The sequence below is a fragment of the Ahrensia marina genome (genome assembly GCF_001293565.1).
Lineage (GTDB): Bacteria > Pseudomonadota > Alphaproteobacteria > Rhizobiales > Rhizobiaceae > Ahrensia > Ahrensia marina.
Genome location: NZ_JXMU01000002.1, coordinates 211,639 through 226,020, shown reverse-complemented (window position 1 = coordinate 226,020; position 14,382 = coordinate 211,639). Strand labels below are relative to the sequence as shown.

General features: G+C 48.4%; 15 protein-coding genes. 5 read left to right on the top strand and 10 right to left on the bottom strand.

Annotated features, from left to right (window positions below; translation table 11 throughout):
• Positions 1-23: 23 nt before the first annotated feature.
• Complete coding sequence (locus tag SU32_RS02555) at positions 24-3,608, bottom strand: hydantoinase B/oxoprolinase family protein (RefSeq protein WP_053997750.1); 3,585 nt, start codon at positions 3,606-3,608, stop codon at positions 24-26.
• A 164-nt stretch (positions 3,609-3,772) separates the two neighbouring features.
• On the opposite strand from SU32_RS02555, the gene SU32_RS02550 reads away from it, so the two are divergent.
• Genes SU32_RS02550 through SU32_RS02540 form a run of 3 tightly spaced genes read left to right on the top strand, consistent with a single transcriptional unit; the run spans position 3,773 to position 6,642 of the window.
• Entirely contained in the window at positions 3,773-4,747 is a 975-nt protein-coding gene (locus SU32_RS02550) for a TRAP transporter substrate-binding protein (RefSeq protein WP_053997749.1), read from the top strand.
• A 56-nt stretch (positions 4,748-4,803) separates the two neighbouring features.
• The gene (locus tag SU32_RS02545; RefSeq protein ID WP_053997833.1) at positions 4,804-5,331 is read left to right on the top strand and encodes a TRAP transporter small permease; all 528 of its coding nucleotides are present in this window, start codon (positions 4,804-4,806) and stop codon (positions 5,329-5,331) included.
• Positions 5,332-5,340: 9 nt separating this feature from the next.
• Positions 5,341-6,642, top strand: coding sequence for a TRAP transporter large permease (locus tag SU32_RS02540; RefSeq protein WP_053997748.1), 1,302 nt, complete (start codon positions 5,341-5,343; stop codon positions 6,640-6,642).
• On the opposite strand, the gene SU32_RS02535 is transcribed toward SU32_RS02540, so the two are convergent.
• The 9 genes from SU32_RS02535 to SU32_RS02495 all read right to left on the bottom strand — a co-directional run bounded on the left by SU32_RS02535 (position 6,639) and on the right by SU32_RS02495 (position 12,881).
• On the bottom strand, positions 6,639-7,088 hold the full coding sequence (locus SU32_RS02535; protein ID WP_245625476.1) for a winged helix DNA-binding protein: 450 nt from the start codon (positions 7,086-7,088) through the stop codon (positions 6,639-6,641). The genes SU32_RS02540 and SU32_RS02535 overlap by 4 nt on opposite strands.
• Before the next feature lie 250 nt (positions 7,089-7,338).
• Positions 7,339-7,653: a heme-degrading protein HmuQ gene (gene hmuQ / locus SU32_RS02530; protein WP_053997747.1), complete on the bottom strand. Its 315-nt coding sequence runs from the start codon at positions 7,651-7,653 to the stop codon at positions 7,339-7,341.
• Between the two features lie 15 nt (positions 7,654-7,668).
• A complete protein-coding gene (locus SU32_RS02525; protein WP_053997746.1) occupies positions 7,669-7,869 on the bottom strand; it encodes a hypothetical protein in 201 nt (66 codons plus the stop codon).
• Between the two features lie 4 nt (positions 7,870-7,873).
• Positions 7,874-8,833, bottom strand: coding sequence for an energy transducer TonB family protein (locus tag SU32_RS02520; protein WP_053997745.1), 960 nt, complete (start codon positions 8,831-8,833; stop codon positions 7,874-7,876).
• Positions 8,833-9,237 (bottom strand): ExbD/TolR family protein, encoded by a 405-nt coding sequence (locus SU32_RS02515; protein ID WP_053997744.1) that lies wholly within the window; start codon positions 9,235-9,237, stop codon positions 8,833-8,835. Before SU32_RS02515 ends, SU32_RS02520 begins: the two co-directional genes overlap by 1 nt.
• Before the next feature lie 9 nt (positions 9,238-9,246).
• Positions 9,247-9,630, bottom strand: coding sequence for an ExbD/TolR family protein (locus SU32_RS02510; RefSeq protein ID WP_053997743.1), 384 nt, complete (start codon positions 9,628-9,630; stop codon positions 9,247-9,249).
• Entirely contained in the window at positions 9,620-10,333 is a 714-nt protein-coding gene (locus SU32_RS02505) for a MotA/TolQ/ExbB proton channel family protein (RefSeq protein WP_082376345.1), read from the bottom strand. Before SU32_RS02505 ends, SU32_RS02510 begins: the two co-directional genes overlap by 11 nt.
• The gene (locus SU32_RS02500; RefSeq protein WP_144421009.1) at positions 10,330-10,725 is read right to left on the bottom strand and encodes a hypothetical protein; all 396 of its coding nucleotides are present in this window, start codon (positions 10,723-10,725) and stop codon (positions 10,330-10,332) included. The genes SU32_RS02505 and SU32_RS02500 overlap by 4 nt, the downstream gene beginning before the upstream one ends.
• Positions 10,726-10,781: 56 nt before the next feature.
• On the bottom strand, positions 10,782-12,881 hold the full coding sequence (locus tag SU32_RS02495; protein WP_245625475.1) for a TonB-dependent receptor domain-containing protein: 2,100 nt from the start codon (positions 12,879-12,881) through the stop codon (positions 10,782-10,784).
• Positions 12,882-13,111: 230 nt separating this feature from the next.
• Between SU32_RS02495 and hemP the strand changes: the two genes are divergently transcribed.
• On the top strand, positions 13,112-13,300 hold the full coding sequence (gene hemP, locus SU32_RS02490; protein WP_201454857.1) for a hemin uptake protein HemP: 189 nt from the start codon (positions 13,112-13,114) through the stop codon (positions 13,298-13,300).
• A 10-nt stretch (positions 13,301-13,310) separates the two neighbouring features.
• Complete coding sequence (locus SU32_RS02485; protein ID WP_082376343.1) at positions 13,311-14,381, top strand: hemin-degrading factor; 1,071 nt, start codon at positions 13,311-13,313, stop codon at positions 14,379-14,381.
• The last annotated feature ends 1 nt before the right edge of the window (position 14,382 follow it).

The following is a 14,382-nucleotide window of genomic DNA, read 5'->3' as shown; positions in this document are numbered from 1 at the left end:
TTATTCGGGTTGTACACTTAAACCTATTTTTTTCCATACCCGCCACCCGAAGGTGTTTGAATAATGACCGCTTCCCCTGCTTCACAACGTATCTGCGTGCGGCCCGGCAACTCCTCAACAGTGCCATCGGTCAACCGCTTGGCATTGCGGCCGGTTTTGCCATCTTTACCGCCGGCTAATCCGCTTGGCGCAACAATACGCCGCCCGCATAAGAATGATACATCCATTGGCTCCAAGAAGCGTACTGTCCGGTTAAGCCCGTCCCCGCCGGTCCATTCGCCAGCACCGCCGGAGCCGCGCCTGATCTGAAATTTTTCTAGCGCCACAGGATAACGCAGTTCGAGAACTTCAGGATCGGTTAAACGGGTATTCGTCATATGCGTATGCACCGCATGGGCACCGTTAAACCCTGGTCCGGCACCGGAACCACCACAAATGGTCTCATAATATTGGTATATATCATCGCCAAAATTAAAGTTGTTCATCGTGCCCTGAGCACCGGCAGTTGCACCAAGTGCTGCAAACAGACAGTCGGTGACGGCTTGGGACACCTCGACATTGCCCGCAACCACGGCCGCCGGATATTCCGGCGTCAGCATGGACTGCTTTGGCAAAACGATATTTAGCGGACGCATACAGCCCTCATTCATGGGAATGTCATCATCCACCATGCAGCGGAAAGCATATAAAACAGCGGCGCGCGTCACCGGCTCCGGTGCGTTATAATTGTCAGATTGCTGCTCACTTGTACCGGTGAAATCCAGCGTTGCCGAACGCTCGTCTTTGTCGACAGTTAGTTTGACAGCAATTTTGCAGCCCTGATCAAAAAAGACCTCGGCTTGGCCGTCCGACAAAGTCGAGATAACGCGGCGAACGCACTCTTCAGCATAATCACGCACATGGCTCATATATGCTTTGACAACATCAAGGCCAAAGTTTTCGACCATTGATTTAAGCTCTGTTACGCCTTTTTCATTGGCCGCGATCTGGGCCTTCAAGTCAGCGATGTTTTGATCAGTGTTGCGGCACGGGTATTTTCCGCCAATAAGCTTGTCACGGATGTCGCGATCTAAAAACACGCCAGATTTGACCAGCATCAGATTGTCGAGAACAACGCCTTCTTCCTCAATTGACGTGGCAAGCGGCGTCATGGATCCCGGAGCAATACCGCCAACATCTGCGTGGTGACCGCGTGAGGCAACAAAGAATAACGGCGCTTCACTGTCGTCACCAAAGACAGGCGTGACAACGGTAATATCCGGAAGATGTGTGCCACCATTATAAGGCGCATTGGTCACAAATACGTCACCCTTGGACATCTTTGGATGGGCGGCAATAACGCTGGCAACCGACCTGTCCATTGACCCCAAATGCACAGGTGTGTGCGGTGCGTTCGCGATTAAAGAGCCGTCGCGGTCAAAAACAGCACAGGAGAAATCCAGTCTTTCCTTGATGTTTGTTGAGCGCGCCGTTTTCTGCAAACGCACACCCATTTGCTCGGCGATTGACATGAAAAGATTGTTAAAGACTTCAAGCATGATGGGGTCAGCTTTTGTGCTCAAACTTTCTTCTTTATGTACACTCGCATCTTGCTCCATGATGATGTGACTGAAGCTGTTTAACCGTGCGCACCAACCCGGCTCGACAATGATCGTGCCAATATCCTCGACAATAATAGCGGGCCCGACAATTTTGTGCCCCGGCTTTAACAATGCCCGTTTGTACACATTTGCCTTTTGCCATTTTCCGCCGGAATAAAATTCCGTTGTTTCAATATAATCAGGTGCTGCATCAGTGGCTTTTTCTTGTTTTTCAAGATTGCCTGCACCGCCGCCGCTGGCCTCTATTTCAACGAGCTCGACGACCAATTCCGCATCCGGCATGATAAAGCCGAATTGCTCTTTATGAATGTTTTCGAACTGTTTGCGCATCGCTTCAACAGTAGCAAATTTCACTTCTAGCGAGGAATCCGTACCTTTATATTTTAGATGAACGCTGATTGTAACGTCGGCATCAGCCTCTTGAATCCTTTGTTCGAAAAGCTCTTGCTTCGTGCTTTTCTCAAGCGCCTCTATGGTCTCTTCCAGATCACTCAGCATGGCGTTATCAAGCGTTTCTTCAACGCTATGCTGCCGACTGGCTTTAATATTTGCCAATCCCATACCATAAGCTGACAGAATGCCGGAAAACGGATGTATAACGACAGTTTTCATGCCGAGGACACTTGCTACCGCGCAGGCATGTTGTCCGCCTGCACCACCAAAACAGGTCAAAGCATAACGCGTGATATCATAGCCGCGCTGCACCGAAATCTTCTTTACGGCATTGGCCATATTTTCAACGGCGATCTTCAAGAAACCTTCCGCGACTTCTTCAGAAGATGCTACGTTAGCTGCTTTCGCAATTTCTTCAAACTTCACTTTGACCGCTTCACGGTCCAATTGCTGTGTTTGATCCGGCCCAAACACAGACGGGAAATATTGGGGCTGGAGTTTGCCAAGCATAACGTTGGCATCTGTCACCGCCAGAGGCCCGCCGCGCCGGTAACTTGCCGGACCGGGATTTGCTCCTGCCGATTCAGGGCCGACGCGAAAACGCGCACCATCATATGTAAGCAGTGAGCCGCCACCGGCAGCGACTGTGTGGATTTTCATCATCGGTGCACGCATCCGCACGCCGGCGACTTCGGTCTCAAAGTCTTTCTCCAGTTCTCCGGCATAATGCGCAACATCTGTGGATGTACCGCCCATGTCGAAGCCGATAATTTTCTCAAAGCCCGCAAGCTTGCTGGTCTGGATTGCACCAACAATGCCGCCAGCCGGGCCGGACAAAATCGCGTCACGTCCCTGAAACAAATGCGCCGCCGTCAGCCCGCCAGAGGACATCATAAACATCAGCTGCAAATCTGAATTTTCTGTATCGAGTTCGCTTGCCACCTGCTCTACATAACGGCGCAAAATCGGAGAAAGATAAGCATCTACAACTGCCGTATCTCCCCTTCCCACAAACTTGATCAACGGGGAAACCTCATGGCTGGGAGAAACTTGTGTAAACCCGATTTCTCTCGCGATCTGCGCTGCGCGCCTCTCATGATCCGGGAAGCGGTAGCCGTGCATGAAAACAATCGCGACCGAGCGAATACCGGCGTCAAATGCCTCTTTTAAAACTGTACGTGCTTCGGCTTCATCAAAGCTCTCTTCTTCCACACCATCGTTCAGATATCGGCCTGAGACTTCGGCAACCTGCTCATATAAAAGCTCAGGCTTTTTAATTTCACGATCAAAAAGCCTCGGTCTTGCCTGATATCCGATCTCCAGCGCATCCGCGAACCCTTTATTCGTCAGCAAAAGTACACGATCACCTTTACGCTCAAGCAAAGCATTGGTTGCAACCGTGGTTCCCATTTTAACCGTAGCGATATTATCCGATGGAATACGCTCGACTTTTGAAACGCCCATCAAGTCGCGAATACCCTGGATTGCAGCATCAGGATAAGCTTCCGGATTTTCGGAAAGTAATTTGTGCGCTTTCAACGTACCGTCAGGTGCGCGGGCAACGATGTCTGTAAAGGTGCCGCCACGATCAATCCAGAAATCCCATTTTTGCACTGCACTACCCTTTCCCGAATGGTCGTTATAAGTTTTTTGTTGATTTATGACCAAAACGCTGACAATTTGTCAACGTTGCATTTTTCTAAGCAGTCGTATTTAGTGAATTCGTAACGATTTGAACGCGCGTTGCGCGCTATCAATAACTACAGGGAGAATAAATAATGAAACATTTCCGCAATACGGTGTTCGCCACCGCAATCATTGCGTCCGCAGGGTTTGGTCAGGCTAACGCTGCTGATTGGGACATGCCGGTTCCATACTCAGACAAGACATTTCACACAGTAAATATCGTTGAGTTTGCGTCTGACGTAAAAGAAGCAACTGGCGGTGAGCTAAACATTACCGTCCACTCTGCTGGTTCGTTGATCAAGCACGAAGAAATTAAAAATGCTGTCCGCTCTCAGCAGGTGCCGATTGGCGAATTCTTCCTGTCGCGCCTGTCCAATGAAAATGCGGCCTATGGCATGGACTCCGAACCGTTTTTGGCAACAAGCTATGAGGACGCTGCTAAATTGTGGGCGGCACAAAAGCCTGTTGTTACCGAACTGTTGGCAAAGCAAAATCTGGTTCCACTTTTCTCTGTACCATGGCCGCCACAAGGGCTTTACACAAAAGGCGAGGTCAAAACGACTGCTGATTTGAGCGGCCTGAAATTCCGCGCTTATAATGCCGCCCTTGAAAAATTTGCGCAGCTTGCAGGTGCGGCACCAACGCAGGTTGAAGCACCGGACATTCCGCAAGCCTTTTCAACGGGCCAAGTTGAAGCGATGATCACATCTCCATCAACAGGTGCAAACACAAAAGCATGGGACTATGTCTCTCACTACACACCTATCAATGCATGGGTTCCAAAGAACATCGTTGTTGTGAACAAGGCTGCGTTTGATGGCTTGAGTGAAGACGTTCAAAAAGCCGTTATGGACGCTGCATCTGCTGCTGAAGCACGCGGTTTGGAAATGAGCAAGGCAGAAACCGAAGCGAAAACTGCTGAACTCAAAGAAAACGGCATGGTTGTTGTCGAGCCAAGTGCGGAACTGATTGAAGGATTGAAAGAAATAGGCGCACAAATGCAAGCTGAATGGGAAGCCAATGCTTCCGATGAGGCAAAAGCTATTGCCGAAGAATATAATAAGTAACGATCTAGCGGCGCCTTATGATTTTTAAGGCGCCGTTTCTTTTAAACGGAGGTCATATGCGACAGTTTCTGGATAAGCTCTACATAGTGAGCGGCGCTATCGCTGCGGCTCTTATTGCAGCTATTTGTCTGCTCGTTACCGCACAAGTAATCATGAATATTATCACCAAAATAGGTGGTTCCAGTGTTGCGATGACCATTCCTTCCTATGCGGATTTTGCAGGTTATTTTCTGGCCGCATCCGCATTTCTTGCACTTGCCTATACTTTGACGCGCGGCGGGCATATCCGTGTTACGCTTGCGCTCAACTATATGGCTGATGGAAAAGCCCGCTTTGCTGCAGAAGTGTTTTCTCTTGGTTTGTGCGCAGCTTGCTCGGTCTTCATGACATATTATGTCATTCACCTTGTCATTGAATCATACAGCTTCGGCGACAAATCCGCCGGCATAATCGCTGTGCCGATCTGGATTCCCCAAACAAGCGTCATGCTCGGCATGATTATCTTATCTATAGCGCTCATTGATTTGTTGGTCCGCACATTGATGAAGGGCGCTCCCGTTCTTGAAAACAAAGAAGAAATGTAAGGCAGCCAGATGTCAGAAATACTTATCGTCTTTTTTCTTCTTGTTGCCCTCATTGCCATGCTGGCAAGCGGTGTTTGGGTGGCCTTCGCGCTGACCATTACCGGTGTGATTTCAATGCTGGCGCTATCCTCAGCGCCGATCGGTCCGATTTTAGCCACAACAGTCTGGGGGCACAGTCATTCTTGGGCACTGGCAGCTTTGCCGATGTTTATTTTGATGGGCGAAATTCTGCTTCGCTCACGACTTTCAGATGATATGTTTACCGGACTGGCGCCTTGGCTTGGCCGCCTGCCCGGCCGCCTTCTACACGTCAATGTTTTTGGCTGCGCCATCTTTGCTGCGGTCTCTGGTTCATCGGCGGCAACAGCGGCGACAATAGGCAAAATGTCCATTCCGGAACTAACCAAGCGCGGCTATCCGGAAAGTCTAATTCTCGGCACACTCGCCGGTTCAGCGACCCTTGGCCTGCTTATCCCACCGTCAATTATTCTGATCGTTTATGGTGTTGCAACAGAGCAGTCCATTGCCCGCTTGTTTATCGCCGGTGTGCTACCCGGCCTAATGCTCGTGTCGATGTTTGCGGGATATGTCATGTTTATCGCGCTAACAAAACCCGACTTTTTTCCTGCCGTGTCCGAAAAATTCAGCTTTCTGGAAAAGATCAAAGCTTCGATGAGCCTGCTGCCCGTTCTTGCGCTGATCGCAGGTGTGATTGGCTCGATTTATGCAGGCATTGCCTCTCCAACCGATGCTGCGGCTGTCGGCGTTGTATTATCGGTGGTTCTTGCATGGTGGAACAAATCTCTGTCGATCAAGATGCTCAAAGACAGTTTAATGGGCGCGACCATCACCTCATGCATGATTGCTTTTATTCTAGCCGGCGCTGCTTTTCTTTCAGTGGCTATGGGCTTTACCGGCATACCGCGTAATTTAGCGGCGTGGATCGGTTCATTTGAACTGCCGCCTTATGCGCTGCTTGCTGCTTTGACGGTCTTCTTCATTATCCTCGGCTGCTTTCTAGACGGGATATCAGTTGTGGTGCTGACCACATCTATCATTATGCCAATGGTGGAAAGCGTAGGCATAGATCCACTTTGGTTCGGCATTTATCTGGTGATCGTTGTCGAGATGTCCCAGATTACGCCGCCGGTCGGCTTCAACCTGTTTGTTATTCAAGGCCTGACGGGCATAAACATCTTACGCATCGCAAAAGCTGCTCTGCCGTTTTTCTCGCTACTGCTGGTCGCAGTTGTTCTGATTACAATGTTTCCGGAAATAGTAACGGCCCTACCCGACCTGATGAATAATTAAAGCGAGCTGGCCGCCCGTGAGGCCTGATCATATAGGCCTGACAAGGTTCTTAATGCTGAAGCAATGTCACTTAATTCATCATTGCTTCGGTCCATATGTTTAAGGCTATCGAGCAGACATTGTTCGCGTACTTCCCGATAGCGTTCACAATATTCAAAGCCGATTTTCGTTGTGCTGTAGAACATTTCTTTGCCGCGTTTTTCACCTGCAATCAGGCCTGCCTTTTGCAATTTTTTAATTGCATAGTTCACAACATGGGAATCTTCCATGTTCAGCAAGAAGGTGATGTCTGACAGTTTTTTATGTTTCTCGCGGTGATTGATGTTGTGCAGAACCAATATTTCAAGCGAGCTTAAATCCGGCTGTCCGGCTGCTGCCATGCACTTATTCATCCAGCGGCTAAATCCGTTGTAAGCAATAATAAGTCCATATTCGAATTCGGACAATTGCCATCCTTCGGTGCCGGCCAAGTGCCGGGATGATACAATTTTGCGTTTTTTGGGGGTTAGTTCAGCCACATCAAAACCTTTAAACAATCTCTACAGACAGATTTTTTGTGGTGTTTTAACAATAATTTGTCAACGTTATGAAGCACATCATTTCAATAGATGCGCCAAATTTTTAACTTGAGCGAGATGCGCACCCAATATTCCAGGCCGGTATCACGCTCAAATCTGATTGATTTTATAACACTGATTATTCGCTGACTACAGCGTCAAACCCTTCAAAGTTTGGGTGTCCGGCATACATGCCTTTGTTGGTGCCTGCATTTTTATGCGCGTTGCGAAACTGCTCCGACTTTGTCCAGTTCACAAAATGCTCATGGCTCTCCCAAACAGTGTGAGAAGCATATAATGTTTGCTTGGTCTCTTCGTTGCGCGCACCTTTGAGCAAATGAAATGTTTGAAAGCCCGCCATTTCTTTCAAAGAAGAATCGCGGTTGCGCCATATGTTTTCAAAATCTTCCTCATGGCCATCATTAATGATGAAGCGATTCATTGCGATATACATGTGATGTCTCCGTATTTAGTTTTTATTCGTTCTGACTGGCTTGGGCGAAACGCTCAATGTGTGTTCGAGTTTGGTTTGGCGTATCGCACTGCCGGACTTTTCATATTTACATTCAAGTAAATCCAGAATGATTGGTAACGGGCCTTCATTGGCGCCATATTGCGCGGCCAAACTATGCAGCTCAGGCCCACCAAAAAGTGCTCGTTCCTCAGGCATTTCGCTACCTCCTAAATTCAAGCGGTATTACAAATTGACGTTGCGCACCGGCCGGCGGCTTGGCGAATGGTGAAGCGCGTTTGATATGAGCAACTGCAGCGCGGTCAACCTTTGCATTACCTGAACTTCTTGCAATGGAAATTCCAGTCGCGGCACCAGACGAACTTACGCTGAAACGAACCCTTGCTATGCCTCTACCGCCTGCATTTCTTTGCCGGGTACGCGAAATCTTGGATCTTATCTTACCGGGATAATTTGATGCGGCCGCATTCCCGGCCTTAGTGGATCGATTTGACTGTTTCTTTCCAACGTTGGCACTTTTATTATTTTTCTGACCAGATGCGTTGCCTGCTCTTGCATTGGCTTTCGCTTTGGATTTTGAATTACCAGACGAGGTTTTCTTCTTTTTCGTCGTCTTTACCGTCTTTTTGCGCTGAGCTTGGGCTTTCTTTTTCTCAAGCTTAGCCTTTTCCAAACGATCTTTATCGATCTGGCGAAATGGACGTGTCGTGGGAACCGGAATGACAGGCTCATCAGGCTGCGCCTCTATGGTCTGCATCGGTTCGGTTGGCGCGAGCATCGCCACATCAGCAGGTGGAGCAGGCGCGACAGGCACAGGCACAGTAACAGGCTCTGAAGGGACGGTTTCGGCAACAGGTACCGACGGCACAGGTGTTGGCACCGCTTCAGGCTCAGCGGCAACATCCGTTTTGGCATCATTTTCTTCAACTGTTTCCGGCTCAACAGGTTCGACGGTTTCCGCCTCTATCGGTGATAGTTCATCACCTGCTTTAACAAGGTCCTGAAAATTACTGCCAAGCGCGGCTGCAACCGCTTCCTCACCACCGCTGACCTGAACATCTTCGTTGAACTGCGGTGCAATGGCCATTGCAACAACATGCAATGTCAATGAGGCAAATACTGCCAGGAACGAGACAAGTTTAAAGACTGACTTAAACGGCATTATTCTGATATTCCCCGCTCAGTCACAACAAGGATTTTTTGGGCACCAAGAGTTTTAAGCTCATTGCCAATATCAATCAGCTTAACAGCGGACAAAGCCCTGTCAGGAACCAGCCGAATTGTTTCAAGATCGCTGTTTTGGCTTTCCTGCTTGATCGTAAAATATTGTGACGGCGTGATAGATGCGCCGCGATATGTCATCAAGCCATCCGGCAAAACAATGAGTGCATCCGGTGGGTCACGGCTTTCGAGATCCTGTGTCGACACAAGTTTAACATCACCATCAAGCGGAGGCGCAATTTGCGCAGCCACGAGGAAAAAGATCAGCATTAGAAACACAATATTGATCAAAGCAATCGTTGGCTCTGCTTTCTGACGCTTAACAGTAAAATGGTTTAATCGCATTGTATCGCCTTACTTAACAACTTGAAGGCTGATGCCGACAAGTTGCCGTGCTGCGGTCAGTACATCGACAAATTGTTGGGCGCTTGCTGTTTCATCAACGGATAAGATAAGCCCGTTGATGCCGGCATCATCTTTTAGCGCCGCAACCTGCTCGTTCAGCATATCCAGCTCTATAGAACGTCCATTCAGCGTAATTCCCTGATCCGTGAGCTTAATAAAAGCCGGCATGATGTCCTGTGAAGCGCTGCCAGCTACGCCACTGCTCAGTTCAACATCAGAGAAGCGGGAGAAAGTTGAACTCAACATAAAAAACAGCAGCAATAAAAAGATGACATCAATCAATGAGGTCATCGAAATTTTGCGGCGGCGGAATGAAGATGCCTCAATGCGCATGCACTGCCTGCTGCGTTTGCGGTACTGTTATAGGGGTCGAATTGCGACCAGCACCACTAGCGACCGGACTTAGGATTGCAGCAATGATCTGCTCCAAAGCCAAACGATGATCTTCAACACGGCTCTCAAAATAGGTAAGCGCTATGCTGGTTGGCATCGCCACAGCCAAGCCCACCGCGGTTGTTAACAACGCCACCCAGATACCGCCTGCCAATACTGAAGGATCAACACTCGTACCGGATTGCTGCAACGCCTGGAACGCCGTAATCATACCGAGCACAGTGCCAAAAAGACCGATAAGCGGTGCAATTTGTGCAATCGAGTCAAGCGCTCTGAAACCGGACTGTAGAGATTTTATTTGGGTGGCTGCAGCTAGCGCAAGAGCCTCTTCAATGTCGCTGCGCTTATATGTCTGATTGTCTTCGGCCTGCTTTAAGCCAATTGCATATGTTGCCATCCGGGCCGAATATCCTGACATTCCACCAAGTTTTTCTACAGCATGACCACGTGCTATATCCTGCTTATCGGCAAGTACCGCCAAAGTACGCTGCCCTTTGCCAACGCGCAAAGCCGAAAACTGCCAAGCCTTGTATAGAATTACTGCCAATGCGATGACTGAAAGACATAAAAGGAGCGCGACGACAGGACCGCCGACACCGATGAATTCCTTGATCCGCAAGATTGGGTTTTCAAACAAATTCATCCTGCAATCTCCGTATCCGTCGTGCTGTTAAGTTTCATTGCCTCACTGCACTCTGAACCGGAAAACGATGCGCCTTTGCATGTTGCAACGCCATTGATGAGAATTTTAGATACGGCGCTGCATTGTGTATCCGGCAATTCAAATTGGCGAACACGCATCTTATCAGCAGGCAAGGATTTGAAATCAAAAAGGGTAAAGCGGTTTACCTTCCCGCCAGCGTCAAACAACACGGTTTCGAGCGATAAGCTCTCAAGGGCACTACCCAATTTGTTTTCAGCAACAAATACCAAACGGCAATTGGTGTTCACCTGTTCAACCGCATTGAGTTCTAACGAGAGAGTAGGCGACACAGGCTCTTGAGCCTGTGCCGCAGGCACAATTAATAACCCCACAATGAGGGTCTTTAGGAGGTCTGAGGGGTAATTAATTGCCATTGAATTTATCCGGCTTACCAGCCGAATTCCTTTGCTAGTGTGAGTTTAAAGGTACGGCCTTTTCCATTGTCGTTGGCTAGGAAATCACGGTATTGCGTGTTGAAAACGTTCTCGACACGAAATGCGCCTTCCCAGCCTTTAAACTGGGTATCGTCGCCCGGCCGCCAAGAGACATAAAGGTCTTGCGTATTGAAACCATCGCTGCGTAGCTGATCTGCGGCCGCAACATCTACTCTGGTCTGCTCGAACACAAAGCGTCCATCCCAACCAAATGTCAGGCCATAGTCCGGCATTTTTACACCCGCTCCAACTGTAATTTCAGGTGGTGCAACTGTGGTCAAAGCCGTGTTGGTTGTAAGGTCTTCGCCGACAGTCAAACCAAAGCCGACATTGGTGAAGAAGCTCTCAGTGTCATATGCCGCCTCAACTTCGACGCCATAAATTTCCGCTTCACCAATATTCACATATTGTGGATATTGATTGCGTTGCCTGACGATTAGATCATCAATTTTATTGTAAAAGGCTGTTGTCTTCAGATCGAAGCTGTCGCCTTCAATCGCAAGGTCGGTTGTCGAAACAATGAAGCCAAGTTCAAAATTGTTAGATGTTTCTTTGCTCAAACCCAAGCTGTAATTCGGCGGTGCAGGCGATGCATAATCATTTGAATAAATTTCATCCAATGACGGAAAGCGCTGCGTATGTGCGTAAGACCCAAAGACTGAGAAATTGTCGTTGAATTCATAAAGCGCAGCAATCTTCGGTGAGACTGCAACATCCGACTTATCTTCAGGAACAACGCCGCCCGTCAGATTGGCAAGGGAATCGTCCGCAGTTAGTTTTTGAAAATCTACACGGATGCCTGGAATAAGCGTTAGGCGGTCATTCCAAATAAACTCGTTTTGCGCAAAAAATCCGACCTGTGTATCAGTACCTTCAGGGTGGTGACCAAGCGGGTTTTGAGTTCCGGTGGTTCTGTTTTGGCGAATAAGCTGGCCGCCAATTGTCAGATAGTTTTCAAAACTGTCGCCTGCCCACTCAAATGTATTTTCTGCCAGCAGTTGATAGCTTTCATAGCCATACAATGAATCCTGACCAATCGGGCTAAAGGCACCCAGATCGGCATTTGTCTGCTTGTTTGTGATATTGTTGTATGAAAGTGAAACTTTCAGATCAAGCCAAGGGTTGTCGCTTGCCGCGTTCTCATAAGAAATTTGCGCCTGTCTGTTGTTGACGACACGATCAACATTCCCGAAAAAGCCGGTTGGCTGTAATTGAGAATAACCCTGATCTTCCTGATCACTGGTAAACTGACTGTAGCTTAGGCGGACAATTTGCTCCTGCGCTTCGTCCAGATAAAACGTGCCTTTTGCAATACCGTTTGGTGTTGCAAACTCCGAGCCTTCAATCTTATCGCCGTTACCATCTTCAAATTCCTGTGCGGCACGGTAGTTACCTGCAAGCAAGAACTCTGCATTCTCGCTCATGCGCAATGCGAGGATTCCACTAAGCAAATAGCCATTCGGGTTGGAATCGTAATTCGCTTTGAGTTTTAGAGAGCCGCTTTCGCCATCTTCAAGAAAGTCAGAAGCATCTTTGGTTGTAAAGTTTACAACACCGCCAAGCGCACCTGAGCCATAAAGCGTGGATGACGCCGGTCCGCGTAAAATTTCAACGCGTTTGAACAGTTCAGGATCATTGAAAAATCCACCCATTCGGTACTGCTCATAAAACTGCGGCACACCGTCAACATTGACGATAATGCGTCCTTCATCAGCGGCAGCTTCGCCCTTACCAATGCCACGAATGTTAAATGATTGACCAAGTGCACGGTTTGCGCCCCCGACGACAGTGGCATTGGGCACTCCTTTAAGAATATCAGATGCGGTTGTTGCCTGTTTATCGTCGAGATCTTCTTGTTCTAATGCCGTCACAGCTTGTGGAGTGTCGGTTGCAACCTTTGCCTGCCCTGCTCCAATAATAAGACGCTGCAATAAAGTTGCACCGCGTTCGCCAGCGTCCTGCGCATTTGCCGCTGAAATAGATGTCATTGATGTGGTCGCACAAAGCGCCATAAAAAGACCCGCTCGGATGGATGTCCCCATAGAATTAGCCATTGCCCTCATTCCAAAAAAATTTGCTTGGTTATTTGCTGGCTGGCTATCGAATGCTGGCTGGCGCGCTTTACAATTTGTCAGCGTTAAAGAGATTCTTTAAACTTGACAAAAAAGATCAGCTTATGTGATGGACCTACTACAGAAACTGGATAAAGCGAGTCAAGTTAAAATTATCCAGTGCGCCAGCCCAGCCAGCAAACCGCAAGCCAGGCCAACAACGGATGTTGTCCATGGAACGAAATAATAACAATGACCGCCGTGAGGATGCCTCACGCTTACATAGCGATGTTAACGCAACACTGCCGGTCATCAAATCTGAAAACCTCTTTGAAAATGCTCGTGAAGTTGGGATTGAACACGAAGGTGCAATCTACCGACTGAAGATTACCAAGCAAGGCAAATTAATTCTCAACAAATAGGCTGGAGCTTATGATGGGCGCACAATCCCAAATCAGTGCGGACGCAATACGCGACGCAAAAAACAAGAACATGAAAATGCGTGAACGCGATCTCGCAACGCAATTGGGTATTTCCGAAGCTGAATATTTGGAAGCCTGGATTGATCACGGTGTAGAGCGCATGAATGTTGATCTCAGCACCTTCTTTTCCATGTTGAAGGATGCGGGTGAAGTGATGTCCCTATCGCGCAATGAAAGCGCCGTTCACGAAAAAATCGGCACTTATGAAAGCTTTAGCAGCAACAAGCATGCTTCAATAGTGCTTGGTCCGCAGATTGATCTTCGCATTTTTGGAAAGCATTGGACGCACGCCTACCATGTTACCAAGCAATTGGATGAGGGCAAAACGCAACGTAGTTTTCAGTTCTTTGATACTACAGGTACTGCAATCCATAAGGTTTTTTCGCGGCCGCAAACCAATCTTGAACAGTGGGACGAAATCCGGAAGGTGCTGACAAAAAATCCACCAAAAAATCCGTCCTTCAAAACTGCGGAAAAGACAAATAGCGAGCCTTACAACATATCTGCCGAAGCAACCGAGAATCTGCAGGCAGATTGGGCCGCTCTACAAGACACCCACTCATTCCAGGCGATGCTTCGACGACATAAACTACCGCGTCTGGAAGCAATTCGTCTCGTAGGAGAAAAATTCACGACACAGCTTGCAGACGATACGATTGAGCTTTTGTTTAACCGGCTGCCTGCCGATGCGCTGCCAATAATGGTCTTTGTTCGTAATTCGGGCATCCTTCAAATTCACAGCGGTCCGATAAAGAACATCAAGCGTATGGGGCCGTGGCTCAATGTCCTTGATGAAGATTTTCATTTTCACCTCAGAACCGATCAGATCGCGAGCACATGGCTCGTGCGTAAGCCAACCAAGCGTGGTGATATTTTCTCAATTGAGGCCTTCGATGAAGAAGGGAACCAGATCGTTCTCCTTAACGGTTATCGCAGAGAAGGTGATGAGGCCGATGTCGTCGCCATGTGGGATCAGATCGTAAAATCCCTACCAACAAAATCAGAAGCAAGTGAGAATTAAG

Bases quoted from the DNA above. Each gene is read 5' to 3' on its own strand.
- SU32_RS02550 (WP_053997749.1), top strand. From the start codon at position 3,773: ATGAAACATTTCCGCAATACGGTGTTCGCCACCGCAATCATTGCGTCC.
- SU32_RS02545 (WP_053997833.1), top strand. From the start codon at position 4,804: ATGCGACAGTTTCTGGATAAGCTCTACATAGTGAGCGGCGCTATCGCT.
- SU32_RS02540 (WP_053997748.1), top strand. From the start codon at position 5,341: ATGTCAGAAATACTTATCGTCTTTTTTCTTCTTGTTGCCCTCATTGCC.
- hmuQ (WP_053997747.1), bottom strand. From the start codon at position 7,653: ATGTATATCGCAATGAATCGCTTCATCATTAATGATGGCCATGAGGAA.
- SU32_RS02525 (WP_053997746.1), bottom strand. From the start codon at position 7,869: ATGCCTGAGGAACGAGCACTTTTTGGTGGGCCTGAGCTGCATAGTTTG.
- SU32_RS02520 (WP_053997745.1), bottom strand. From the start codon at position 8,833: ATGCCGTTTAAGTCAGTCTTTAAACTTGTCTCGTTCCTGGCAGTATTT.
- SU32_RS02515 (WP_053997744.1), bottom strand. From the start codon at position 9,237: ATGCGATTAAACCATTTTACTGTTAAGCGTCAGAAAGCAGAGCCAACG.
- SU32_RS02510 (WP_053997743.1), bottom strand. From the start codon at position 9,630: ATGCGCATTGAGGCATCTTCATTCCGCCGCCGCAAAATTTCGATGACC.
- SU32_RS02505 (WP_082376345.1), bottom strand. From the start codon at position 10,333: ATGAATTTGTTTGAAAACCCAATCTTGCGGATCAAGGAATTCATCGGT.
- SU32_RS02495 (WP_245625475.1), bottom strand. From the start codon at position 12,881: ATGGCTAATTCTATGGGGACATCCATCCGAGCGGGTCTTTTTATGGCG.
- hemP (WP_201454857.1), top strand. From the start codon at position 13,112: ATGGAACGAAATAATAACAATGACCGCCGTGAGGATGCCTCACGCTTA.
- SU32_RS02485 (WP_082376343.1), top strand. From the start codon at position 13,311: ATGATGGGCGCACAATCCCAAATCAGTGCGGACGCAATACGCGACGCA.